The sequence below is a fragment of the Shewanella aquimarina genome, assembly GCF_023349185.1.
Taxonomy (GTDB): Bacteria; Pseudomonadota; Gammaproteobacteria; order Enterobacterales; family Shewanellaceae; genus Shewanella; species Shewanella aquimarina.
The window spans coordinates 304,722-328,669 of record NZ_JAKIKY010000003.1 but is presented as its reverse complement, the minus strand read 5'-3'; the positions used below and the strand labels follow the sequence as shown (position 1 = coordinate 328,669).

21 protein-coding genes and 1 tRNA gene are annotated in these 23,948 nt (G+C 52.2%); 11 read left to right on the top strand and 11 right to left on the bottom strand.

The features are described from left to right. Window positions 1-29: 29 nt before the first annotated feature. Window positions 30-2,648, bottom strand: a complete 2,619-nt coding sequence (gene adhE, locus L2731_RS05670) for a bifunctional acetaldehyde-CoA/alcohol dehydrogenase (protein ID WP_249252191.1) — start codon at window positions 2,646-2,648, stop codon at window positions 30-32. A gap of 320 nt (window positions 2,649-2,968) precedes the next feature. Between adhE and L2731_RS05665 the strand changes: the two genes are divergently transcribed. Then, window positions 2,969-3,604: a YchE family NAAT transporter gene (locus tag L2731_RS05665; RefSeq protein ID WP_041511309.1), complete on the top strand. Its 636-nt coding sequence runs from the start codon at window positions 2,969-2,971 to the stop codon at window positions 3,602-3,604. An 80-nt stretch (window positions 3,605-3,684) separates the two neighbouring features. On the opposite strand, the gene L2731_RS05660 is transcribed toward L2731_RS05665, so the two are convergent. The 9 genes from L2731_RS05660 to L2731_RS05620 form a co-directional block, all read right to left on the bottom strand. Next, window positions 3,685-5,010, bottom strand: coding sequence for an anti-phage deoxyguanosine triphosphatase (locus L2731_RS05660; RefSeq protein ID WP_249252190.1), 1,326 nt, complete (start codon window positions 5,008-5,010; stop codon window positions 3,685-3,687). Window positions 5,011-5,038: 28 nt separating this feature from the next. After that, window positions 5,039-5,626, bottom strand: a complete 588-nt coding sequence (gene yfbR / locus L2731_RS05655; RefSeq protein ID WP_239850492.1) for a 5'-deoxynucleotidase — start codon at window positions 5,624-5,626, stop codon at window positions 5,039-5,041. 302 nt (window positions 5,627-5,928) lie between these two features. Continuing rightward, window positions 5,929-7,143 carry a pyridoxal phosphate-dependent aminotransferase gene (locus L2731_RS05650; RefSeq protein WP_249252188.1) on the bottom strand — a complete coding sequence of 405 codons (1,215 nt, stop codon included), beginning with the start codon at window positions 7,141-7,143 and terminating at the stop codon, window positions 5,929-5,931. A gap of 278 nt (window positions 7,144-7,421) precedes the next feature. Then, window positions 7,422-7,982, bottom strand: a complete 561-nt coding sequence (gene efp / locus L2731_RS05645; RefSeq protein WP_041511305.1) for an elongation factor P — start codon at window positions 7,980-7,982, stop codon at window positions 7,422-7,424. 47 nt (window positions 7,983-8,029) lie between these two features. Next, window positions 8,030-9,199: an elongation factor P maturation arginine rhamnosyltransferase EarP gene (gene earP, locus L2731_RS05640; protein ID WP_249252187.1), complete on the bottom strand. Its 1,170-nt coding sequence runs from the start codon at window positions 9,197-9,199 to the stop codon at window positions 8,030-8,032. Window positions 9,200-9,306: 107 nt separating this feature from the next. After that, a complete protein-coding gene (gene fldA / locus L2731_RS05635; protein ID WP_011865715.1) occupies window positions 9,307-9,834 on the bottom strand; it encodes a flavodoxin FldA in 528 nt (175 codons plus the stop codon). 50 nt (window positions 9,835-9,884) lie between these two features. Continuing rightward, window positions 9,885-10,157: a LexA regulated protein gene (gene ybfE, locus L2731_RS05630; RefSeq protein WP_041511303.1), complete on the bottom strand. Its 273-nt coding sequence runs from the start codon at window positions 10,155-10,157 to the stop codon at window positions 9,885-9,887. A gap of 11 nt (window positions 10,158-10,168) precedes the next feature. Continuing rightward, window positions 10,169-10,390, bottom strand: a complete 222-nt coding sequence (locus L2731_RS05625; protein ID WP_011865717.1) for a DUF2788 domain-containing protein — start codon at window positions 10,388-10,390, stop codon at window positions 10,169-10,171. An 81-nt stretch (window positions 10,391-10,471) separates the two neighbouring features. Then, window positions 10,472-11,230: an alpha/beta fold hydrolase gene (locus L2731_RS05620; RefSeq protein WP_249252186.1), complete on the bottom strand. Its 759-nt coding sequence runs from the start codon at window positions 11,228-11,230 to the stop codon at window positions 10,472-10,474. Between the two features lie 284 nt (window positions 11,231-11,514). Between L2731_RS05620 and seqA the strand changes: the two genes are divergently transcribed. After that, complete coding sequence (gene seqA, locus L2731_RS05615) at window positions 11,515-12,045, top strand: replication initiation negative regulator SeqA (RefSeq protein WP_249252185.1); 531 nt, start codon at window positions 11,515-11,517, stop codon at window positions 12,043-12,045. A gap of 44 nt (window positions 12,046-12,089) precedes the next feature. After that, a complete protein-coding gene (pgm, locus tag L2731_RS05610) occupies window positions 12,090-13,745 on the top strand; it encodes a phosphoglucomutase (alpha-D-glucose-1,6-bisphosphate-dependent) (protein WP_249252184.1) in 1,656 nt (551 codons plus the stop codon). 152 nt (window positions 13,746-13,897) lie between these two features. On the opposite strand, the gene msrA is transcribed toward pgm, so the two are convergent. Next, window positions 13,898-14,377, bottom strand: a complete 480-nt coding sequence (gene msrA / locus L2731_RS05605; protein ID WP_249252183.1) for a peptide-methionine (S)-S-oxide reductase MsrA — start codon at window positions 14,375-14,377, stop codon at window positions 13,898-13,900. A 277-nt stretch (window positions 14,378-14,654) separates the two neighbouring features. Between msrA and astE the strand changes: the two genes are divergently transcribed. From astE to L2731_RS05565, 8 genes are all read left to right on the top strand, one after another. Further along, the gene (gene astE, locus L2731_RS05600; RefSeq protein ID WP_283165024.1) at window positions 14,655-15,713 is read left to right on the top strand and encodes a succinylglutamate desuccinylase; all 1,059 of its coding nucleotides are present in this window, start codon (window positions 14,655-14,657) and stop codon (window positions 15,711-15,713) included. Window positions 15,714-15,896: 183 nt separating this feature from the next. Then, a complete protein-coding gene (locus L2731_RS05595) occupies window positions 15,897-17,075 on the top strand; it encodes a thiamine pyrophosphate-dependent dehydrogenase E1 component subunit alpha (protein ID WP_239850499.1) in 1,179 nt (392 codons plus the stop codon). A 3-nt stretch (window positions 17,076-17,078) separates the two neighbouring features. Then, complete coding sequence (locus L2731_RS05590; protein ID WP_041511297.1) at window positions 17,079-18,056, top strand: alpha-ketoacid dehydrogenase subunit beta; 978 nt, start codon at window positions 17,079-17,081, stop codon at window positions 18,054-18,056. 11 nt (window positions 18,057-18,067) lie between these two features. Then, a complete protein-coding gene (locus tag L2731_RS05585; RefSeq protein WP_249252182.1) occupies window positions 18,068-19,630 on the top strand; it encodes a dihydrolipoyllysine-residue acetyltransferase in 1,563 nt (520 codons plus the stop codon). Between the two features lie 118 nt (window positions 19,631-19,748). Beyond that, window positions 19,749-20,816 (top strand): quinolinate synthase NadA, encoded by a 1,068-nt coding sequence (nadA, locus tag L2731_RS05580; protein WP_249252180.1) that lies wholly within the window; start codon window positions 19,749-19,751, stop codon window positions 20,814-20,816. 310 nt (window positions 20,817-21,126) lie between these two features. Continuing rightward, window positions 21,127-23,115, top strand: coding sequence for a methyl-accepting chemotaxis protein (locus L2731_RS05575; RefSeq protein ID WP_249252179.1), 1,989 nt, complete (start codon window positions 21,127-21,129; stop codon window positions 23,113-23,115). 135 nt (window positions 23,116-23,250) lie between these two features. Next, window positions 23,251-23,338 (top strand) — tRNA-Ser (locus tag L2731_RS05570). 257 nt (window positions 23,339-23,595) lie between these two features. Beyond that, window positions 23,596-23,787 carry a ribbon-helix-helix domain-containing protein gene (locus L2731_RS05565; protein ID WP_033540539.1) on the top strand — a complete coding sequence of 64 codons (192 nt, stop codon included), beginning with the start codon at window positions 23,596-23,598 and terminating at the stop codon, window positions 23,785-23,787. The last annotated feature ends 161 nt before the right edge of the window (window positions 23,788-23,948 follow it).

The following is a 23,948-nucleotide window of genomic DNA, read 5'->3' as shown; positions in this document are numbered from 1 at the left end:
CTTTTAAGCTTAGCTAACGCCATCGCGTCTTAGACAGGATCTTGATACTTCTTACCGTAGAAGCTGGCGGTCAGAATCGCTTTTAGCTCGGCGATCAATGGGTATCTTGGGTTGGCACCGGTACACTGGTCGTCGAAGGCGTCTTCGGCCAGCTCATCAAGCTTGGCGAAGAAGTCGGCTTCGTTGACGCCTGCTTCTTGGATCGAAGCCGGAATGCCAATCGTCTTCTTGAGTTCATCGATTTTTTCGAGCAACGCTTCCACTTTTTCTTCATCGCTAATGCCTTCGCCTGTCGCGCCTTTAAGTTTAAGATGTTCAGCTATCTTTGCGTAACGACAAAGGGCCTTGGGTCGATCGTATTGGCTGAAAGCGGCCTGCTTGGTAGGCAGATCGGTCGCGTTAAAGCGGATCACGTTACTGATAAGCAGCGCGTTTGCCAGGCCGTGGGCCAGGTGGAACTCTGCGCCTAGCTTGTGGGCCATGGAGTGACAGATACCCAAGAAGGCGTTGGCGAAGGCAATACCGGCAATGGTTGCGCCGTTATGGACCTTCTCACGGGCAACCGGAGCCTGAGCGCCCAGTGCGTAGGAGTCTGGTAGGTACTTAACTAACAGATCCAGTGCCTGCAGTGCCTGACCGTCGCTGTATTCGTTGGCCATCACGCTGACATAGGCTTCCAGTGCGTGGGTGATCGCATCGATACCACCGAAGGCGGTGAGCGACTTTGGCATGTCCATGACTAGGTTAGGGTCGACGATCGCCATGTTAGGTGTCAGCTCATAGTCGGCAATCGGGTATTTCATGCCGGTTTGCTCGTCGGTGACCACAGCAAATGGCGTGACCTCTGAACCTGTACCCGAAGTGGTCGGGATAGCGACCATCTTGGCCTTCCTGCCCAGTTTAGGGAACTTGTAGATACGCTTACGAATATCCATGAAGCGCAGCGCCAGGTCGGCAAAGTCTACATCAGGGTGTTCGTACATGACCCAGATGATCTTGGCTGCATCCATAGGTGAACCACCGCCCAGGGCGACGATCACATCGGGTTGGAAGCTCTTGGCCACGCTGGCGCCTTGATTAACGATGGCCAACGTAGGATCTGCTTCTACCTCATAGAAGACTTCGGTTTCTAAGCCCTGAGACTTCAATATCTTGATGGTCTCATCGCAGTAGCCGTTATTAAACAGATACTTGTCTGTCACGATCAGCGCGCGTTTCTTATCGCTTAACTCTTCGAGAGCGATAGGCAAGCTGCCGCGGCGGAAATAGATAGAGGAGGGGAGTTTATGCCACAACATATTTTCGGCTCGCTTGGCGACAGTTTTTTTGTTGATAAGGTGGCTAGGGCCAACGTTTTCTGAAATAGAGTTACCGCCCCATGAGCCACAGCCCAGAGTAAGCGAAGGCGCTAACTTAAAGTTGTAGAGATCGCCGATGCCGCCCTGAGAAGCCGGGGTGTTGATCAGAATACGGGCCGTCTTCATGCGATAGCCGAAGGTTTTCACTCGCTCTGTTTGGGTGTCTTGGTCGGTATAGAGGCCAGAGGTGTGGCCGATGCCGCCCAATGTGACTAAGGCTTCTGCCTTGTTGAGTGCGTCATCGAAGTCGCTCGCACGGTACATGGCCAGCAGCGGAGAGAGCTTCTCGTGGGCGAAGGCCTCGGCTTCGCTGACTTCGGTAGCCTGACCGATCAACACCTTAGTGGTGTTTGGTACCTTGATGTTGGCCATGGCGGCTATGGTCGCCGCACTCTGACCAACGATGTCGGCGTTGAGGGCACCATTTTTCAGGATCACCTTCTGCATCGCCTTGGCTTCTTTGGCCGAGAGGATATAGCCACCGTGGCTGGCAAAACGCTCTTTAACTGCGTCATAGACGGCATCGACCACGACGACGGCTTGTTCAGACGCGCACACTACGCCGTTATCGAATGTCTTGGACATCAGGATAGAACTGACCGCGCGTTTGATGTCGGCGGTTTCGTCGATAACGATCGGGGTGTTACCGGCGCCGACACCGATCGCAGGCTTACCTGAAGAGTAGGCGGCCTTAACCATGCCAGGGCCACCCGTGGCCAGAATCAGGTTGATCTTCTCATGGGTCATCAGCTGATTAGACAGGGCAACGCTGGGCTCGTCGATCCAGCCGATGATATCTTTCGGTGCGCCGGCTTCAACCGCGGCTTCTAGTACCAGGCGGGCGGCCGTAGTGGTCGATACTTTGGCTCTTGGGTGCGGTGAGAAGATGATACCGTTACGTGTCTTAAGGCTGATTAAGGCCTTGAAGATGGCAGTAGAAGTCGGGTTGGTTGTCGGCACAATACCGCAGATGAGGCCCACTGGCTCGGCGATGGTGATGGTGCCGAAGGTGGGATCTTCCTCTAGGATGCCGCAGGTCTTGTCATCTTTATACTTGTTGTAGATGTATTCGGATGCAAAGTGGTTCTTGATCACCTTATCTTCCAGCACACCCATGCCGGTTTCGTTTGCCGCCATCTTGGCAAGCGAGATACGGGCATCGGCCGCGGCCAGGGCGGCGGCGCGGAAGATCTTGTCGACCTGCTCCTGACTAAAGTTGGCAAATTGTGCCTGGGCCTTGGCGACCCTTTCGACCAGTTGGTCGAGTTCCTGTTGGTTGCTAACAGTCATAATGAGATCCTTTGAAAAAAATTTAGCGAAAATCGGTTTTGGCTAAATTCTCTTGATGAAACAAAATTACACTCTTGACGGGGTGATAACCGTGATCGACGCCGCAAAACCTCCTGTTAATGTAATAAAATGACATTGTGAGTACAATGTGAAGGTCCTCACTGGCATAATTCTAGTCGGGTAAAAATAGAATATTTAAGTCAAAGTTGTGAATTGTGATAGAAAATCTCGTTTTTCCAGGCGTGAGCAATACTGTACAGTATGCGTTTTTCAACCATACTGCTTTTTAACCGACTATAACGTCACTTGAGGAGATGACATTGGATTTAACACTCTATGTTAAATTTTTTCTTGGTTTGGTAGCCATAATTAACCCCATAGGTTTGCTGCCCGTGTTTGTGAGTCTGACCAGTCACCAGACGGAAGCGGAGCGTAACCATACGGGCAAGGTCGCTAACTTTGCGGTGGTCGTGATCCTCCTGGTCACCATCATTGCCGGCCAGCACATCCTCAATATGTTTAGTATCTCACTGTCGGCGTTTAGAATTGCCGGCGGTACCCTGATCGCGATCATCGCCATGTCCATGCTGCAAGGTAAGCTGGGCGAGGTGAAGCGTAACCAGGAAGAAGACAGGGAGGCTTCGGGCATGGAGTCGGTTGCCGTAGTGCCCCTGGCTTTGCCACTGATGGCCGGTCCCGGCGCGATCAGTTCGGTCATAGTGTCGGCGGCTCAACACAACACCTTCAGCGATCTTATCGGTATGTCGATCACTGTGGTGATCTTCGGCCTCACCAGCTTTACCCTGTTCCGTATGGCGCCGGTGATCTTCAAGTTACTGGGCAAGACGGGCATTAACGTGATCACCCGTCTCATGGGTCTATTAATGCTCTCTATCGGTATCGAGGTGATGGCGGCCGGGTTTAAGGGCTTGTTCCCAAGTTTGATAGGCGGCTAATCGTTAGGGCCTATTGATATTACTGCAGATAAAAAAAACGCGCCTAGAGCGCGTTTTTTTATGCCTAGGTCTTAGATTCTCTATTGCAGATCGATCAGGGACCCAGCGCGGGCACTAAAGAGATGTTGGTGCAGGCGGGCGGCAAACTCATCTGTCATCCCCGAGATATAGTCGGCGATCACCCGGTTGCAGTTACCCTCTAGCGCCGCCATCTGCTGCCAGCGCTCCTGGGTATTGAGCGGTAGCAGGCGCTCGGGATCCGAGGCGAAGGCCTCAAACAGCTCCATGACGATCTGTTGCCCCTTGTACTCCAGCATCTGGATCTCTGGCTTACGGATCACTCTTTTGTAAACAAACTGCTTGAGTACATGCAGCGCCTCGGCAAAGGGGGCTTCTAGGCGGGCATTGTATCTTAGCAGGGGCTCGTTAAATTCCGGGTTTTCATCGATAAGGATAGCGGTGACAAAGCCGTTTACTAAGGTGCCTATGGCATCCTTGCGCAGATGATTTTCCAGCGCAAACAGCTTGTCGCCGATATTGGCAAACTCTTTCGCTATCCAGTTATCTTCACTCTGACTCAGCACACTGGCTACATCCTGTTGCCACATGGCCTGGGTGACTATGCCCATGACGATGGCATCTTCGAGATCGTGGATCGCGTAGGCGGTATCGTCGGCCAACTCCATGATGGAGCAGTCGAGCGACTTATATCGGGTGCGCTTGTGTTGATCTTTTTCTCCGGGCGCTGCAGAGACGAATCGCTCTCTGTCTTGGGTCGATAACGGCTCGAGTACCCAGTCGAGCACAGGCTTGTCTTCGTCGAAGATCCCTTTAACCGGGCGCCATTGGCTGGGCTTGAGCTGGCGATAGCTATCGACGTCCGGCCTTGGCTGGGACTGGTACAGTTCGGCATGGCTCGCAGGATACTTGAGGATCCCTAATAATGTGCGCCGGGTGAGGTTCATGCCAAAGTGTTGGGTATAGGGCTCGAGCGCGGTGAGGATCCTGAAGGTCTGGCCGTTGCCCTCGAATCCCCCGTCGCTGCGCATCATATAGTTGAGCGCGACCTCACCGCCGTGACCGAAAGGGGGATGGCCTATGTCGTGGGCCAGGCAGAGAGACTCTATCAGGCTCATGGAGTCGAGCAGGTGATGCAGGTCTGGGTATTTCTGCTTGAGCTGGGCGCAGATCCCTGTGCCTATCTGGGATACCTCTAGCGAATGGGTGAGGCGGGTGCGGTAGAAATCGTTCATACCCACCCCTAACACCTGAGTCTTGGCCTGCAGGCGCCTGAAGGCAGCCGAGTGCAGAATGCGGGCTCTATCGCGTTGATAGGGGCTGCGGTGATCGTTGCGCCTGAGTTTCTCTTCGCCCAAGCGTCTTTCATGCCAGATGGCAGATGTCATATGGTTTCCTCTTTGGCAGCCTTAGCCGCTATAGCAGGCGATTGATCTCATCGAGATTGAGCTCGAAGCTGGGAATAAAGGTGTCGATAAAATATTTTACCGCCGGATCCGGGTTCTTGCTTAGGGATTCGGTGAGGCGTCGCTTGGCGGTGTTGAATTCATGATTGCCAGCGGTCTGCTCCTCCAGGCATTTGAGGTAGGCGCACAGGGTGTCGGCAGATTTTACCAATTGTTTGTACTCTTCATCGGCCTGCTCGCTTAGCAAGAGATCTTGGTAATCTTCCTGAAACTCCTCCGGCACCATCTCAAGTAGCCTGCGCTCGGCAATCGCCTCTATCTTCTTGTACTCGGCTTCGATCTCCTTATTGAAATACTTGACCGGGGTGGGCAGATCGCCGGTAAGGATCTCGCTGGCATCATGAAAAATCGCCAGGGTGGCGGCGCGCTCTGGGCTGAGCTGCTTATTGAATTTCTTGTTGGCTATGATGGCTAAGGCGTGGGCCACCATGGCGACCTGAAGCGAATGTTCCTGTACGTTTTCCGGGCGGACGTTATACATGAGCGGCCAGCGTTGGATCAACTTCATCCTGGCCAGGTGGGCGAACAAATGACTCATACTGCTATCCCTGTTGCTAAGTTGCATTAACAGTAACACAGGGCAAGTAAATAGAAACAGGGCCTTATACTAATCGTAATAAAAACCTGATCATTTTAGCTTGTTAAAACGCTTGATAACGGCGTTAGGATTTTTAATCCTGGAATTACTAAATCTGGAATAACTAGTTATCTAAAAATCCTGCCTTGTTCTCAGCTGTTTTTCCTGTGCTATATCAGCTCACTGATTTATTGTGATTGGTATTAAATATAAAAAAGCGATCCTGAGATCGCCTTTTCTTCGCTTAGTCACCGCTAGAAAGTTTATTGGCTGTAAGTTGAGAGGAAGTCGCCAAACTCCACCAGCGCCTTATTCAGATCCTCCTTGTGAGGCAGGAAGACGACCCTGAGGTGATCGGGCTCTGGCCAGTTAAAGGCGGTGCCTTGTACCAAGAGAATTTTCTTCTCTTTGAGTAGATCCAGCACCAGGCGCTCGTCGTCTCTCAGGTTGAACTTCTTGGCGTCCAGTTTCGGAAAGGCGTACAGGGCGCCCTTAGGTTTCTTACAGCTCACCCCGGGGATCTGGTTGAGCAGTTCATAGCAGGTGTCACGCTGCAGCGTAAGTCGGCCTTCGGGCGCCACCAATTCGTTGATGCTTTGATAGCCGCCCAGCGCCGTCTGTATCGCGTGCTGATTGGGCACGTTTGAGCACAGGCGCATAGAGGCCAGCATGTCTAGGCCTTCGATATAGCTCTTGGCGGCCTTGAGGTTACCCGAGAGCATCATCCAGCCGACACGAAAGCCCGCGGCGCGGTATGACTTGGAGAGACCATTGAAGGTGACGGTGAGAATGTCGTCCGACAGGGTCGCCGCCGGAATATGCACGGCGCCATCGTAGAGGATCTTGTCGTAGATCTCATCGGCAAACAAGATGATGTCGTGCTGACGGCACAGCTCGATGATCTCCAGCAGTAACTCGCGGGAGTAGACGGCGCCCGTTGGGTTGTTGGGGTTGATCAGCACTATGCCGCGGGTTCGGCTGCTAATCTTGGCTTTGATGTCGTCGAGATCGGGAAACCAGTCGGACTCCTCGTCGCAACGATAGTGCTGCGCCTTGCCGCCGGAGAGGTGTACCGCGGCTGTCCACAGGGGATAGTCGGGTGAGGGCACCAGCACCTCGTCGTCACTGTTCAGCAGGCCCTGCATCGCCATGACGATGAGTTCAGATACACCATTGCCTATGTAGATATCTTCGATATCGACGCCAAACAGCCCCAGGCTCTGGTAGTGTTGCACAATCGCCTTGCGCGCCGAGAACAGGCCCTTGGACTCGCTGTAGCCCTGTGCGCTGGGCAGGTTAAGGATCACGTCGCGTACTATCTCTTCCGGGGCCTCGAAACCAAAGGGGGCAGGGTTACCGATATTAAGCTTAAGGATGCGATGGCCTTCGTCTTCCAGGCGTCTGGCTTCCTTATGGACAGGCCCGCGGATGTCGTAACAGACGGTGTCGAGTTTATTGGACTTAATGATAGGGCGCATCGAAACCTCGTGATAGCCAGTAGAGAAAAAAGCTGCTTGTGTCAAAGCTCGTAAGTTATCGAACAATAACGAAAAAAAGTATTGTTTAAAAGGGGCTTTGCCGCAATTTGGCAATTATTTTCAGAGGAAAATGCTGAAAGACTTATTTGTTAAAAATAAAATTAGTGATAAATGCTGACATGATGGCCAGATGTAGACAGTTAAACTGGATTGGTTGGCTGTAGCTACAAAAAAGCCAGCGAAAAACGCTGGCTTTCATCATTGGGTAAACGGCTTGTTTACGCGCGCTTCTTGAACTCGTGTGTGCGAGTATCGATCTCGATCATGTCGCCAGTTTTCACGAAGTCTGCAACGCTAAGGGTTGCGCCACCAGCGATAGTTGCTGGCTTCATTACCTTACCAGAGGTGTCGCCACGTGCTGAAGGCTCTGTGTAGGTCACTTCACGTACAACAGTTGTTGGTAGTTCAACAGAGATTGCCTTGCCTTCATAGAAGGTTACCTGGCACTGCTCTTCCATGCCGTCAACGATATAGGCAGCTGCGTCGCCCAGGTTGTCAGCTTCAACGTCATACTGGTTGTACTCTGCATCCATGAAGACATACATAGGATCGGCAAAGTAAGAATAGGTACAATCAAGACGGTCTAGAATGATATCTTCCATCTTGTCTTCACCCTTGAAGGTGGTTTCAGTCGATGAGTCTTGAAGTAGGTTCTTCAGCTTCATCTTAACGATAGCCGCGTTACGGCCAGAACGAGTTGTTTCAGTCTTTTGAACAACCCATGGGCTGCCATCTAACATGATCACGTTACCAGGACGGATTTCATGAGCAGTTTTCATTTCTCTATTTCCTATATTTTAGGGTGTTTCTATTTCAACGCAGTATCTTAGCTATTTTTAACGAATTGAACTAGTCGTGTTGCAAGATCTGCATCATTTATTGCTTCATCCGGCCATTTTTGCGCGTGTTGCGTCAGGGCCGCATGTGCGGTAATGACTTGTTGCCACAGGGGAAGCAGGGCTTCCTGGCTACCTTGATTGAAGCCAATATTGAGTGCTTTCCAGGCGTCGGCAACTTCTGGCGCCAGATTATGACAATAAAGTGCCATAAAGGCTTCTAATTTTATCAGGTGATAGTCCTCTTCCTGAGGATAGATGTGCCAGATAAAGGGTTTGGCCGCCCATTGGGCGCGCAGGAAGGAGTCTTCACCGCGCACTATATTAACATCACAGCTCCAAAGCAGCCTGTCGTACCCCTGCTGATCTGTCATCGGCAGAAGATGAATGGCCAGCTTGCCATGGCAAAAACGCTGACCCGGCGCTAAGTCCTGTTGCGGGTCTATGAAGGTGGCAAGACTATTTAGGCTGCGGCCAATGGGAACCAGCAGATGTACCTGCTGTTTGCCTTGGCTCCAATGCTGGCAAAGTGCCTCTAGGCTCGCGGTTTCATAGCTAAACAGGCTGATCACAGTATCGTCGGCTGCAATGCCACTGAGGCCAAGCTGGGTAAAATAGTTAAGTCGCTGCTCGCTCTCTTGCCAACGCTGCCTTGTCGCCAGCAGGTCCGATTCGCAGATGAGGCCGCCTGTCTTGTCGGTAAAGCCCGGGAAATAAAACTGCTTTTTCAGGCCGCTGCGCTGCAGGGAGGGCAGGCCGTGGCAGCCCTCGACCCAATCTTCTGCGCTGAGATACTCAAGGTTTAGCCATACCGGCACCTTGTCACCGGCTTGATGTGCTTTGGTTATTTTGCAAAGCACCTCTGGCGGCAGTTCACAGGCGAAGGCCTCGATAAGCACCTCTCCGGGTTGATAGTCCTGGCTAAGGGGCAGATCCCAGTGCTTGATGCAGACGCCTTCGAAGGTCTGAGTCGGGCATTTGGGATCTAGCGCTGGCAGGATATGGCCAAAGCTTGCCAGATCGTCGACCCAGAGATTGACTGCTAGCCCATATTCTTTTGCCAGCTGTTTGGCAAGGCGCCAGGTGACGCCGATATCGCCATAGTTATCGACGACGGCGCAGAAGATGTCCCAGTGAGGCGTGTGAGTATGATTGTGCATCGGGGAAGATTAGGTTGAACTGTCTCTGTGTGGGTGATTAAAGGTATCGGCTTCAGGGCTAAAAAAAGCGGCTGTTCGCCGCTTTTTATGCTGATGTGGCCGAAAGATTAGTCTTCCAGCTCTGCCAGGCACATCTCTTCGTAGATCTGTTTTACCCAGGCATCGACACGCTCTTCGGTCAGCTCTGGTTGACGATCTTCGTCGATACCCAGACCCACGAAGTGTTTGTCATCGGCCATGCCTTTAGAGGCCTCGAAGTCATAGCCGTCGGTTGGCCAGTGACCGATTACCACTGCGCCGCGGGCTTCGACGATCTCGTTAACCATGCCCATGGCATCGAGGAAATACTCGGCGTAATCTTCCTGATCACCACAACCAAAGATAGCGACCAGCTTACCGTCGAAATCGATCTGTTCTAATTCAGGGAAGAAATCGTCCCAATCACATTGGGCTTCACCGTAATACCAGGTCGGGATACCGAATAGCAGCAGATCATATTCTGCAATCTGTTCTTTGGTACTCTTGGCGATATCCTTGACGTCGACCATCTTCTTGCCCAGTTTTTTCTGGATCATCTTGGCGACGGCTTCGGTATTACCTGTATCACTGCCGAAAAAAAGACCTACAGTTGCCATTGTCTTTCCTTTATCTAGTTCACTGACATTTGTTTCAACACCACTTAAGATCAGGGTCTTACCTGCTTAAGCAATATTGATTCGATTAATTGGCTGCGGCTGATGTTACTGGCCAAAGCCTTTTCATTCAAGGCGTCGTATAAATCTTGTGACACCTTTAACTCTATTCGTTTTAATCCTGCGGCTCTGTCGCGCTGGATCTGATTTCGCTTGTTGACCTTTAATTGTTGCTCCCGGGGAAGGGGATTGCTGCGAGGACGTCCTCGGCGCTTCTCCGTTGCAAACAGGTCTATCGTTGTTCTGTCTGAAGATTCTTTTGCCATCGAATGTTCATTTAACCTATGCCAGAGCTCTCCCAGGAGAGTTGGATCAAGCCCTTAGCTATAAACCCGGCACAGCCGAGAAATAATACTAACCAAACAATATAGCGGCCAAATTTAGGGACATTTCCCTGCTTGAGCACGTCATGTATTGCCATACCAATAAAGAAAAATATCGCTGCAAAGAACAGGTTTAAGCCGACCGCCTCTATCTGTTCCATGTACTGAGATAACATGCTGCGTTCCCTCAGGCTAAAAAAAGAGGCGCGAATATACCATAGTTAAGCAACGTCTGCTACACGCTTTACAGACAAGATTCAGTCATTTTGCGCGATAAACTCGGCGACGATGCGATTGAAAATCGCAGGTTTTTGTGCGTGTAACCAATGACCTGTGCCGGCCAGTGACTTGGCCTGGATCTTAGGGAACTGAGACAGGAACGCCTGACGGTGCGCCGCGGTGACATAATTTGAATCGGCGCCGCGGATGCACAGGCTTGGGCCCATGTATTGTTTGTCTGCCAGTGGCCAGCCGATAAGATGCTCATAGCTGGATTTTAGCCCGGCAAGGTTCATCTTCCAGGCAAAACCCTGATCATCTTTGGTGAGGTTTTTCAAAAGAAACATCGCCGTACCTTCGTCGATACCTGCACCGAGCAGTTGTTTTTGCGCATCAGCGCGGTTAGTCAGTGCGCTAAGGTCTAGGTTGCTTAGGCCGGCAAACACGGTTTGATGCCTGGGCTGATAGACGACGGGTGCGATATCTGCCGCGACCAGAGTCTTGACACGATCGCCATAAAGCAGCGCCGTGGCCATGGCGATTTTACCGCCCATGGAGTGGCCGACCAGGTGCGCCGAGTCCAGCTCGAGTTCATCCATGAGCTCAATAATCGCGTCTGCCAGCATGGCATACTCCATGTTGGGCCAGTGTGGGCTCAGGCCATGATTTGGTACGTCGATACGGATCACCTGATGATCATCGAGTGCATTGCCTAGGGTCTTTAAGTTATCCAGGTTGCCAAATAGGCCGTGGATCAAAATCACCGGGCTACCTTGTCCCGATTGGGTGTAGTTCAAGCTGCTCATGGAAAGTTTAAGTTGAGAGAATTGGCCAAATTGTGCCTGTAAATCGGCTTAAAAGACAGCATTAACGGCCAGCTAAGCATTCTCTGGCGGGTTTTTGCGCACTTGAGAGCTAATTTATTGATCTTGTAACCAAGTTGTGGATTTTTAATGCGATCGCTCTTTATTCCGGTGGGAAAGATAGCATACACTTGAACGGATCTGGCATCAGTTGCTGCGGATCGCATTCGCAATAACAATAACCTATTTACCTTTACCGCCTAAGGAAGATTCTAGTCATGAAATATATTGAGATTGATGAAGAGCTATATCGCCATATTGCCAGCAAGACAGAGCGCATAGGAGAGAGTGCTTCAGAGATCCTGCGACGATTACTCGGCCTAGACGTAGAGAAGGTTGCCATGGTGCAGCCTGCGCAGATCAGCCAGCCTGGCCTAGATAAAGAAGTAGCACAATCACAGCAAGTGGCGAGTCTCGATGCCGACACTCTGATCGACAAGGCGGCACTGGCACAGCAGAAAGGCGCCGTCGGTCGCTTCCTGTTTACCTTAGAGGCTATCTATAAGGCCACGCCAAATCAATTCGATCAGGTGTTACAGATCCAGGGGCGCGATCGTCTCTATTTCGCCACCTCTAAAGAGTCGCTACTCAAGGCTAGTAAGTCGGCCAACCCGAAAGAGATAGGTAACAGCGGCTTCTGGGTGACCACCAATAACAATACGGCCAAGAAGCGTACCATCCTAAGCGAAGTACTAGGTCAGTTCGGCGTACAAGAAAAACAGATTGAATCCATAATCGGTCATATTTAGTCGGCATACTGAGGTTCAATCTACCCATCACTTAGGAGTACATTTTGGCGCTACACGAGCGAGCAGGTTTAGCTGCACAACAAAGGGACTTGGTTAATATTCCTAAACTGATGAGCCACTACTATCGGCTCTCACCGGATGTGACCAATGATGCGCAGAAGGTTACCTTCGGCACCTCGGGTCACAGAGGCTGTGCCTTCAGTAAGAGTTTCAACGAGAAACATATCCTGGCTATCGTTCAGGCCGTAGTGGATCACCGCATTGAGGAGGGAGTAAAAGGCCCCATGATAGTGGGCATAGATACCCATGCACTGTCTCAAGCGGCCTATGTCACGGCGCTTGAGGTGTTAACCGCCAATAGCGTTCAGGTGATTGTCGCTAAAGGTGATGAATATACGCCGACTCCAGTGGTGTCACATGCCATCATAGCGGCCAACAGAGTGCAGGGGGCTGGCCTTACCGACGGCCTGATTATCACACCCTCCCATAATCCACCCCAAGATGGTGGCATCAAATACAATCCGCCCCATGGTGGCCCCGCCGAAGGCGGAATTACGGCCTGGGTCGAGCAGCGTGCCAACGATTATCTGGCCAAGCAGCTCGAAGGGGTGAAACGCCTCAATTACTCGGTTGCACTGAAAACAGGGCTGATCGTCGAGCGGGATCTGATGGCTGAGTATGTCGTCGATCTAGAGCAGGTGATCGACATGCAGGCCATTAAGCAGGCTGGCATTCGCATCGGAGTCGATCCCCTAGGTGGTTCAGGGATTCACTATTGGGCCAAGATTGCCGAGCAATACGGGCTGGATATCACATTAGTAAACGATCGTATCGATCCCGCCTTTAGTTTTATGCCGCTGGATAAGGATGGCAAGATCCGTATGGACTGTTCATCCCCCTATGCCATGGCGGGTCTGCTGGCGCACCAGGATGCTTTTGATATCTGTGTCGGCAACGATCCTGATTACGACAGGCACGGCATCGTCTGTCCGGACACAGGCCTGATGAACCCAAACCATTACCTGGCGGTTGCCATCGAATATCTGCTGTCTCATCGCCCGCTGTGGTCAGCCGCGCTCAAGATAGGCAAGACACTGGTCTCCAGCGCCATGATAGACAAGGTGTGCCGAGAGCAGGCGCGCAGCCTCTGTGAGGTGCCGGTTGGCTTTAAATGGTTCGTCGACGGCCTGGCCGATGCCAGCTTTGCCTTTGGCGGCGAAGAGAGTGCCGGCGCCGCCTTCCTGCGCCGTGACGGCGGCAGCTGGTGTACCGATAAAGATGGTTTCATCCTGGTGCTGCTGGCGGCAGAGATCCTGGCGGTTACCGGCAAGACCCCGGCCAAGCTCTATGCCGAGATGGTCGAGCGTCACGGCGAAAGTTTCTATAAACGCATCGACTCGCCGGTTAACCCCAAGCGTAAGGCTAAGTTTAACCAGCTGGTGAGCGAGCCGCTTAATGTCAGCGATCTTGGCTGCGAAACCATGGCGGGGGATACCATCCTAGAGGTGCTCACCCATGCACCGGGCAATGGTGCGGCTATCGGCGGCATTAAGGTGGTTACCGAAAATGCCTGGTTTGCGGCGCGGCCATCGGGGACCGAGGCGCTATTTAAGCTCTATGGCGAGAGTTTTGTTAGCCAGGCGCATCTCGAGCAGGTGCTCGAACAGGCCCAGCAGATGATAGAGCGGCTGTTGGCTTAATTTGTTGGCCTAGTTCGTTAGACTAACAGGCTCTTGGATAAACCTTAGTAGGTTACTCCATAGAAGCTTAATACTTAGACAAAATAAAAAAGCCAGTGAATCACTGGCTTTTTTTATGGATAAAACGTTATGAGCTGAAAAGCTGTGACGCGCTAGTAGGTGAGGTGACAGCTAGGCAAGTTGTTCTTTTCCAGGTAGTTCTGATGGTACTCCTCCGCCTTATGGAAGGTCAGCACTGGGACTATTTCGGTCACAATGGGTCTTATTCCCCACTTACCGCTGCGGGCAAGGGTCAATTTCGATGCCTCTGCCTTGGCTTTTTGCTGCTTATCGTGGAAGAAGATGGCGCTGCGATACTGACTGCCGATATCCCCCCCCTGCATGTTGAGCATAGTCGGGTTGTGGTTGCTCCAGAACACCGCCAGCAGATCTTCGAAACTCACCTTAGACTCGTCATACTCGACCTGTACCACCTCGGCGTGTCCTGTGGTGCCAGTTTTAACCTCTTTATAGCTGGTCGCCTTGTCATCGCCGCCCATATAGCCACAGGTGGCAGAGGTCACACCGTCTATCTGCTTGAAAAAATACTCTACACCCCAGAAACAGCCTGCGCCAAATGTTGCTAATGCCATGGTTGACCTCGTATCGATTGAGCCTATCAATGTTTATCTCTTTTTATTAATTGTTCCGGTTTGCCAAACACCATTTGGATGTTTAGACGGCCAGATGGCTTTATTCTGTATTATCTGATTAACGAATGCAATAGGGAAATTATGCGCCGATTGACTGGCCCGCGTGGCCGTGGGTTCGCTTAAATGATACTATGCTGGCCAATTGATAATAATGCTAATAAATCCAAGGAGTCGCCCCGCTAGCTTGCCTAGGCAAGTGCGCCGGTTTGGCGATGGAATGAAGGAGTTTTCTGTGCAAGACACCCTGATGTTGTCGAAAGACTTTTTGCAATTGACCTTAGACAATCCTGTTAGCCTTGCGGCGCCGTTCGAATTTACCCTAGGGCAGCACACTCAGGTTTCCGTGTGGGATACCGGCGTGATCGCCTTTGAGCCTTTGTCTAAGACAGATGCCCAAACCAAGAGCATAGTGCTATCCTCAGCGGTACACGGTAACGAGACAGCGCCCATAGAGTTATGCAATCAGCTGATCACTGCGCTGTTGTCCGAGACCCTTATTGCGGCCCATCGCGTGCTGTTTTTAATCGGTAACCCGCCGGCCATCCTCAATGGCACCCGTTTCGTCGAGGAAAACCTCAATCGTCTGTTCAGCGGTGCCCACTCACGAGGCGAAGGCCTGATCAACGCCGAGCGTCTACGTGCCCAGAAGCTGGAGCAGTATGTGGATCGCTTCTTTAACGCCGCGCCTCAAGGGGGCGATCGTTTCCATTACGACCTGCATACCGCGATTCGCGCCTCCAAGCATGAGAAGTTTGCCATCTACCCTTATCCTCATGGCGAGCCCTATAGCGGTGAGCAGATCATGTTCCTGGCCGCCTGCGGCATCAAGACAGTGCTGTTCCACCACGAACCTACGACCACCTTTAGTTACTTCTCGGCCCACGGTTATCAGGCCCACGCCTTTACCATAGAGCTGGGCAAGGTGATGCCTATGGGGCAGAACGATATGACCCGCTTTATCGCGGTCAAGGAGATGCTGACCCGTCTGGTGAGCGGCAGAGATCTTGAACTTGGCGAGTTTGATGCCAGTCAGGTGAACCTGTATCAGGTAAATCGTTCCATCAACAAGCAGTTTGACGATTTTAGCTTTACCTTTGCCGATGACGTGGAGAATTTCACCGCGTTTCCAAAGGGTTATATATTGGCTAAGGATGGCGGGACTGAGATAAAGGTTGAGGCCGAATCTGAGTCTATCGTATTTCCCAACGCCAATGTGCCGGTTGGGCAGCGTACTGTGCTGTGTTTAGTGCCTGCCAAAGATTATCGCTTGGTCTAGTATCCGGCTTGTAAAGCTAGCGATACATGGGCGGGGACAGCTAGTTGTCGGCCGCGCCCCGCGATAGCTTGCTAGGTAGTTTACGTTAACGTAACTTTAAGGCCGCGTCATAATAGAGAATAGTGAACAACTTAGGATGTTCGCAGTCAGATAACAAGAAAACTCAGCTGATAAGAGAATAGTATGAGCAACGCAACGAGTAATACAGAGACTGTCCATCGCGTCAGTTTTCTCGATAAGGATTCATTATCGATCCCGATCCTGAAGATCCTTCAAGCCGACGGTACCACCTTTGAAAATGCTGTGTTACCCGTGATCGATCAGGATTTGGCAGCCAAAATTTATGATACTTGTGTGTTCACACGAGTACTCGACGAGCGCATGTTAGCTGCTCAGCGTCAGGGACGGATCAGCTTCTACATGACCTGTACCGGTGAAGAAGCCGCCGTCGTCGGCAGTGTCGCCGCCCTGGACCAAGACGATGTGATTCTAGCCCAGTACCGTGAGCACGCGGCGATCCGCTATCGTGGCTTCACCACTGAGCAATTCATGAATCAGATGTTCAGTAACGAGAAAGATCTGGGTAAAGGCCGTCAGATGCCGATCCACTACGGCTGTGAGGCGCTGAATTACCAGACCATCTCATCGCCACTGGCCACGCAGATCCCTCAGGCCACAGGTGTCGGCTATAGCCTTAAGATGCAGGGTAAACGCAACGTTGCCATCTGCTACTTCGGTGAAGGCGCCGCCTCAGAGGGCGATTTCCATGCTGGTCTAAATATGGCCGCCGTGCTGAACTCGCCAACCATCTTCTTCTGTCGTAACAATGGCTACGCCATCTCAACCCCGACCAACGAGCAATTTGCCGGTAACGGCATCGCCAGTCGTGGTGTGGGCTATGGCATGCACACCATTCGCGTGGATGGTAACGATATGTTAGCCGTGATGGCGGCTACGCAGCAGGCGAGAGCCTATGCGCTTGAGCACAACAAGCCGGTGCTGATTGAAGCCATGACCTATCGTCTCGGCGCTCACTCCTCTTCGGACGACCCATCTGGTTACCGTTCTAAAGACGAAGAGGCCAAGTGGCAGCAGCACGACCCGGTTAAGCGCTTCAAGCTGTGGCTGATCAATAAGGGATGGCTCGCCGAAAACGATGATGCGGCCCTGTATGAGAAGTACCGTGAAGAGGTATTGGCTGCGGTGAAGGTCGCCGAGAAGCTACCGGCACCTAAGATCGACGAGATCATCGAAGATGTCTTCGACGAACCGACGCCGAGACTCAAGCAGCAACTGACCGAGCTTAAGCAGCACATCAAGAAATATCCTGATTCCTATCCACGCAGCGCAGGGAGAGATTAAATCGTGGCCAAGATTAATATGTTACAAGCCATCAACGATGCCTTGACCATTGCGATGGAAACCGACGACAAGGCGGTGATCTTCGGCGAAGACGTGGGACATTTTGGTGGGGTATTTCGCGCCACCTCTGGCCTGCAGGATAAGTTTGGTCGCGACCGTTGTTTCAACACGCCGCTGACCGAACAGGGGATTGCGGGTTTTGCCAATGGTCTGGCATCAAATGGCATGACGGCCATTGCCGAGATCCAGTTTGCCGACTATATCTTCCCGGCGTTCGATCAGATAGTGAACGAGTCAGCCAAGTTCAGATACCGCAGTGGTAACGAGTTTGAAGTAGGCGGTATTACCTATCGTACTCCTTATGGCGGCGGCATCGCCGGTGGTCACTACCACTCGCAGTCGCCCGAGGCCTATTTCACGCAGACGCCTGGTCTGAAGGTAGTGGTTCCTCGTAACGCCTATCAGGCAAAGGGCCTGTTACTTGCCTCGATTCGCGACAAGAACCCTGTGGTCTTCTTCGAGCCTAAGCGTCTCTACCGCGCCAGCGTGGGCGAGGTGCCAGATGAAGCCTATGAGATCGAGCTAGGCAAGGCCGAGGTGGTTCAGCAAGGCACAGACATTACCGTGCTGGCCTGGGGCGCTCAGATGGAGATCGTCGAAGAGGCGGCTAAGATGGCGGCCAAGAAGGGGATCTCTTGTGAGGTGATCGATCTGCGTACACTAGCGCCTTGGGATGTCGATACGGTCGCGGCCTCGGTGAAGAAGACAGGTCGTCTGGTCATCAACCACGAGGCTCCACTGACGGGTGGCTTTGCCGGCGAGATCGCCGCAACCATTCAGCAGGAATGTTTCCTCTATCTGGAATCGCCAATTAGCCGCGTGTGTGGTTTGGATACACCTTATCCACTGATCCACGAGAAAGAATATATGCCTGATGCGCTCAAGACCTTTGAAGCGATCAAAGCATCGATGAAATACTAGGAGCCCCAGGCATGATTAAAGATTTTATTTTGCCCGATATCGGTGAGGGCGTGGTGGAATGTGAGTTGGTCGAGTGGTTGGTTGCCGAAGGCGATACCGTCACAGAAGATCAACCCATCGCCGATGTGATGACTGACAAGGCACTGGTGCAGATCCCGGCCGTGCACGGCGGCGTCATCAAAAAACTTCATTACAAGAAGGGCGACATTGCCATCGTTCATGAGCCACTCTACTCGGTGGAAATTGACGGTGAGGTTGCAGATGAAGTGGCGGCCGAACCGGCAGCCGATACGCAGGTCGTTCAATCTGATTCACAGCAAGGTGCTGGCGGAAAACGCGTCGAAGAGTTCTTGCTGCCGGATATCGGTGAAGGGATTGTCGAGTGCGAATTGGTCGAGTGGTTGGTACAGGAAGGCGATATGGTGGTCGAAGATCAGCCTATCGCCGATGTGATGACCGACAAGGCCTTGGTGCAGATCCCAGCAATCAAGAGCGGTAAGGTGGTTAAGCTGCATTACCGTAAAGGCCAACTGGCTCAGGTGCACACGCCGCTTTTCTCTATCGAGGTAGAGGGCGAAGAGGGGACTTTAGCTGCGCCGGTTGCCGATACGGTAACTGCTGCTAGTGAGAGCCAAGATGTTGAGCTGCACGCCCCGGCCGGTAACGGTAAGGCGTTGGCGAGTCCTGCTGTGCGTCGTTTGGCGCGCAGCTATGATATCGATCTCAGCCTAGTGCCAGGCTCTGGCAAACATGGCCGTGTTTATAAGGAAGATGTCGAGCGCTTCCGTAGCGGTGAAGCCGTGAAGGCCAAGGCGGCTAAAGTGCAGGATCAGAGCGAACAGACTGTGGCTGCTGTGGCACCATCAGCCGGCGATCGCGTCGAGCCAATCCGCGGCGTCAAGGCAGTCATGGCTAAGATGATGACAGAGTCTGTCTCGACCATTCCGCATTTCACCTACTGTGAAGAGCTGGACTTGACAGAGTTGGTCGCACTGCGCGAGTCGATGAAGGCGCGTTATTCAAGCGACGATCTAAAGTTGACCATGATGCCATTTTTCATGAAGGCGATGTCTCTGGCGCTGACTCAGTTCCCCGGCATCAACAGCCGCGTGAACGAGGATTGCAGCGAGCAGACCTTCCTGGCGTCACACAACATAGGCATGGCGGTAGACTCGAAAGTCGGTCTATTGGTACCCAACGTGAAGGATGTACAGCAAAAATCTATCCTTGAGGTTGCAGCCGAGATCACTCGCCTGACCAAAGACGCCCGTAGCGGCCGCGTTAGTCCGGGCGATCTGAAGGGCGGCAGCATCTCCATCTCTAATATTGGCGCCTTGGGTGGTACGGTTGCGACGCCTATCATCAACAAGCCAGAGGTAGCCATCGTCGCCCTAGGTAAGTTGCAGACGCTACCACGCTTCAACGATAAGGGTGAGGTCGAGGCGCGTAAGATCATGCAGGTTAGCTGGTCTGGCGATCACAGGGTGATAGACGGCGGTACCATCGCGCGCTTCTGTAACCTGTGGAAGCAGTATCTCGAGTCGCCACAAGAGATGTTGCTGGCAATGCACTAATTTATGCATTATGTATCTAAGAAGGGCGCCTTTTGGCGCTCTTTTTTTTCGCCGCAGTTAATCTTTGGCGTGAGATTAAGTATAATGCCGCTAATTAGTCCCACTCTTTGGTTTGAGCATGAGTCAAGTAGCACCAAGCATCGAAAATATTCAGTATCCGTTTCCAGCAAAGCCGGTTCCCCTAAGTGATAGCGAGAAGCAGGCCTATAAGGCGCGCATCAAGCAGCTATTGAAGGAGAAAGAGGCTGTCTTGGTGGCCCACTACTACACAGACCCTGAGATTCAGGCGCTGGCCGAAGAGACCGGCGGCTGTGTTTCAGATTCACTGGAGATGGCCCGTTTTGGTCGTGATCATCCTGCCAAGACCTTGATCGTGGCCGGCGTTAAGTTTATGGGCGAGACCTCTAAGATCTTAAGCCCGGAAAAAACCGTACTGATGCCGACGCTGGATGCCACCTGTTCGCTAGACGTAGGCTGTCCTATCGACACCTTTAGCGCCTTCTGTGATGCCCATCCAGATCATACCGTCGTGGTATATGCCAACACCTCGGCCGCCGTCAAGGCGCGCGCCGACTGGGTAGTGACCTCGAGCATCGCCCTTGAGATCGTCGAGCATCTCGACAGTCAGGGTAAGAAGATCATCTGGGGACCTGACCGTCACCTGGGGAGCTATATCGCCAAGCAGACCGGAGCCGACATGCTGATGTGGCAGGGCGAGTGTATCGTTCACGATGAGTTTAAGGCAAAGGCGCTACTTCAGTTAAAGGCGCAGTACCCTGATGCCGCGGTACTGGTGCATCCCGAATCGCCAGCCAGCGTGGTCGAGATGGCCGATGCCGTTGGCTCGACCAGCCAGCTCATTAAGGCGGCGCAAACTTTAGATAACGACACCTTTATCGTGGCAACCGACAAAGGGATCTTCTACAAGATGCAGCAGGCAGCACCCAATAAGACCCTGATCGAAGCCCCCACAGGCGGTAACGGCGCGACCTGTCGTAGCTGTGCCCACTGTCCTTGGATGGCGATGAATGGCCTTAAGGCCATTGAGGCCGCACTGGTTAACGATGGCTCAGAACAACACGAGATCTTCGTCGATGAGTCCCTCAGAGACAGGGCTCTGGTGCCACTGGATCGCATGCTGGATTTTGCCAAGACACTGAACATGCAGGTGAAAGGTAACGCTTAGGCTGTTAGCTTAAGGGCGCCTTTGATTGTCAAAAAAGCGCATTTAAGGCGCTTTTTTGCTGCCTATTGGTTGGTGACTGGCTAACCATACTAGACTTTATGGGCATTGTGAGGCCGTTTAAGGCATGGTAAAAAATGATAAGTGTCATCTTATTTGTGCCTTTAGTGCATGTTTTTAGATGACTTTTATTTTAACGTCAGATTTTTATGCTAGTGTTAATACGGTAATGGATAAGGCTTTTGTCTGTGCCGGATCTGTAAAGTGACGCAATGCCACTCTATCAACCCGCCGTGGTTAGGGATAACGCAAGATGAATATGCAATGGATCAGTGATCTCAATATAAGAAACAAACTTTTGCTGGTGATAGTGCCGCCCATTTTGGGGGCAACCTTCTTTGGTCTGTTTGTGGTCTATGGTCAATATCAGCTGCATCAAGGCCTGAGTCAGGTAGAGACCCTGTCCGAGTTGGCGGTCGTGAACAGCGATTTTGTTCATGAACTGCAAAAAGAGCGGGGCATGAGCGCCGGATTTCTGGGCTCTAAGGGCAAGAACTTTGGCGATAAATTGCCAAAGCAGCGACAGCTGAGTGATGAGCAGCTCAATAACTTCAAAGCCTTTATAAGTAGTCATGAGCTACCTAAGTCATTTGCTCAGCAGATGAGCCAGGTGAATCAAATGATTAACCAGCTCAGCGATATGCGCCGCAAGGTAGATAGTTTAACCATTTCTGTGCCCGAAGAGGTAGCCTATTACACCAAACTCAATGGGTTACTCTTGGCGATCGTGGATCAGACCAGTCAACAAGGGGCTAGCCGTCAGATCGCGGTCGCCTCGGCCAGCTTTGCCGCCTTTTTGCAGATGAAGGAGCGTGCCGGTATCGAGCGGGCGGTGCTCAGCTCAACCTTCGGTAACAGCGTCTTCAAACCCGGCATGTTCCTCAAGTTTGTCAATTTGGTCTCGGAGCAGAACACCTATCAGGAGCGCTTCTTAGCCTTGGCCAGCGACAAGGTGAGTGCGGACTATGGACAAGTCGCGTCATCACCAGCCTTCATGGCGGTGACGGCACTGCGCGACAAGGCGATGAGCCAGGATCCCGCGGCGTTGAGCGCTCAGAGCTCCACAGATTGGTTTGCCAAGTCTACCGCCCGCATCAATGCCCTGCGACAGTTTGAACGCCAATTGTCTCAACAACTTTTGAGTGACACCCGCGGTGCGCTTGCCAACGCCAAGTCGCTGATGGTGAGTGTTATCGCCTTGATGTTGGTTTCGGGTGTCATGGTGATCTTCCTGTCGGTGTTTATTGGCCGCTATCTGCATGGCTCCCTCAGACACCTGTATCACAAGGTGACAGAGTCCCAGAAACATTATGACCTCAGTGTACGAGTCGAGCTTTCGGGTGAAGATGAGATAGGTCAACTCGGCTCGGCCTTTAATCATATGATGGCCGACTTCGAGAAGGTGATCAGCATGGTGAGAACTAATACTCAGGGACTGCTCACCGCCTCCCAGGAGATGGAAGGCTGCGCGCGTACCATGCGTGAAGATGTCGCACTTGGCCATAGTGAAGTGGATCAGGTTGCCTCGGCGATGACAGAGATGAGCGCAACGGTGCAAGAGATAGCGCAAAACGCGGTACAGGCCTCAGAAGCCTCGGCGCAGGCGAACAAGGAAGCCCAGGAGGGCAGTAAAGAGGTAGGGCGCACAGCAGAATCGATCAACGAGCTGGCACAGGAGATCGCCGATGCGGCGCAGGCGATCAATAACCTAGACGAAGATATCAAAGGGATCGTCGATGTGCTTGGGGTGATCAGTGGTATCGCCGAGCAGACGAATTTGCTGGCCCTCAATGCCGCTATCGAGGCTGCCCGTGCTGGCGAGATGGGACGTGGATTTGCCGTGGTCGCCGACGAGGTACGTAGCCTGGCACAAAGGGCACAAACCTCCACGGAAGATATTCGCAGCATGACAGAGCGACTAGAGCGGGGGGCTAAGATTGCCGTTAAGGCGATGGAGAGCGGACGCAGCAAGGCAGAGATCAGTGTGGTCGAGTCCAAGCGCGCCGGTGAGGAACTTGTGCGCATCGTCAGCGAGGTAAGCGTGATAGACAGCATGAACGAGCAGATCGCGGCGGCGACCCATGAGCAATCGGCGGTGTCCGAAGAGGTAAACCAAAACGCGATGAAGATCAGCGACATCTACCGCAATACCCATGAGGTTTCCGATCGTCTCAGTGAGTTGAATGAGTCGTTGCTTAATGACGTGAGCGCCATGTCTGAGCTGGTGAGCAAGTTCAAATAGGGCGGATATGCAGCGAATTGGCGATCTATTACGCAAATGCCTGAGCAGACAGTTTTTTAGCTTGACCCTGTTTAGCGATTTGCGTAAAGTACCGCTCCGTTGATGTGATTCCTATTGGAGATTGCACAACGCTACGGTGAGTTGTCCGAGTGGCTGAAGGAGCACGCCTGGAAAGTGTGTATACGGCAACGTATCGAGAGTTCGAATCTCTCACTCACCGCCAAATTCACTAAGAAAGACGCCTCAGGGCGTCTTTTTTTATGCCTGTCTTAAGTCTCTTTCCCTATCAACCTCATTTTCCTGCAGTTAAAACCAGGCAGTCGAACAAGCCATTAAAGGCTGTGTAAGCAGCCTGTAGTACCCGCGTATGAAATGAACGCTCTGATTAAAGCCTTTTTAAGTGGATACGCCTGGCTATAGGCAGGCAAGGGGATAAAGATTATAATCAAATGATAATGTTTTTAGTGCGAGGATTAGCCCATGGAAAATAAGACGGCACGTTTCACCGTGTTACTCGACCCCAGTAAGAAACAGGCGTTTGAACAACTTTGTGCTTCACAGGATCTTACTCCATCTCAGGTGGTGAGACAGCTGATCCGTGGCTATTTGGAACAACATGGCGTGAGCTATGGTCAGGCCGAACCAACCAAGAATCCTAAGGTTAAAGTCTAGCTAAGGGAGTGGCGAATCGGTTTAGCCGATTCTTAGCTGGCCTGGATATGATAATTTTATTATAATGCGATTATCATTGTGAGCAGTGCTAAGCGTACAGGTGGCGAGTGAGCGACCCGATACCCAGACTGATCCTTACCTTTTAATGAAAGAGAAAGAGT

What these genes read in the sequence shown, in the direction of transcription:
- adhE (WP_249252191.1), bottom strand. Translation starts at nt 2,648, where the DNA reads ATGACTGTTAGCAACCAACAGGAACTCGACCAACTGGTCGAAAGGGTC.
- L2731_RS05660 (WP_249252190.1), bottom strand. Translation starts at nt 5,010, where the DNA reads ATGACATCTGCCATCTGGCATGAAAGACGCTTGGGCGAAGAGAAACTC.
- yfbR (WP_239850492.1), bottom strand. Translation starts at nt 5,626, where the DNA reads ATGAGTCATTTGTTCGCCCACCTGGCCAGGATGAAGTTGATCCAACGC.
- L2731_RS05650 (WP_249252188.1), bottom strand. Translation starts at nt 7,143, where the DNA reads ATGCGCCCTATCATTAAGTCCAATAAACTCGACACCGTCTGTTACGAC.
- efp (WP_041511305.1), bottom strand. Translation starts at nt 7,982, where the DNA reads ATGAAAACTGCTCATGAAATCCGTCCTGGTAACGTGATCATGTTAGAT.
- earP (WP_249252187.1), bottom strand. Translation starts at nt 9,199, where the DNA reads ATGCACAATCATACTCACACGCCTCACTGGGACATCTTCTGCGCCGTC.
- fldA (WP_011865715.1), bottom strand. Translation starts at nt 9,834, where the DNA reads ATGGCAACTGTAGGTCTTTTTTTCGGCAGTGATACAGGTAATACCGAA.
- ybfE (WP_041511303.1), bottom strand. Translation starts at nt 10,157, where the DNA reads ATGGCAAAAGAATCTTCAGACAGAACAACGATAGACCTGTTTGCAACG.
- L2731_RS05625 (WP_011865717.1), bottom strand. Translation starts at nt 10,390, where the DNA reads ATGTTATCTCAGTACATGGAACAGATAGAGGCGGTCGGCTTAAACCTG.
- seqA (WP_249252185.1), top strand. Translation starts at nt 11,515, where the DNA reads ATGAAATATATTGAGATTGATGAAGAGCTATATCGCCATATTGCCAGC.
- msrA (WP_249252183.1), bottom strand. Translation starts at nt 14,377, where the DNA reads ATGGCATTAGCAACATTTGGCGCAGGCTGTTTCTGGGGTGTAGAGTAT.
- astE (WP_283165024.1), top strand. Translation starts at nt 14,655, where the DNA reads ATGAAGGAGTTTTCTGTGCAAGACACCCTGATGTTGTCGAAAGACTTT.
- L2731_RS05595 (WP_239850499.1), top strand. Translation starts at nt 15,897, where the DNA reads ATGAGCAACGCAACGAGTAATACAGAGACTGTCCATCGCGTCAGTTTT.
- L2731_RS05585 (WP_249252182.1), top strand. Translation starts at nt 18,068, where the DNA reads ATGATTAAAGATTTTATTTTGCCCGATATCGGTGAGGGCGTGGTGGAA.
- nadA (WP_249252180.1), top strand. Translation starts at nt 19,749, where the DNA reads ATGAGTCAAGTAGCACCAAGCATCGAAAATATTCAGTATCCGTTTCCA.
- L2731_RS05575 (WP_249252179.1), top strand. Translation starts at nt 21,127, where the DNA reads ATGAATATGCAATGGATCAGTGATCTCAATATAAGAAACAAACTTTTG.
- L2731_RS05565 (WP_033540539.1), top strand. Translation starts at nt 23,596, where the DNA reads ATGGAAAATAAGACGGCACGTTTCACCGTGTTACTCGACCCCAGTAAG.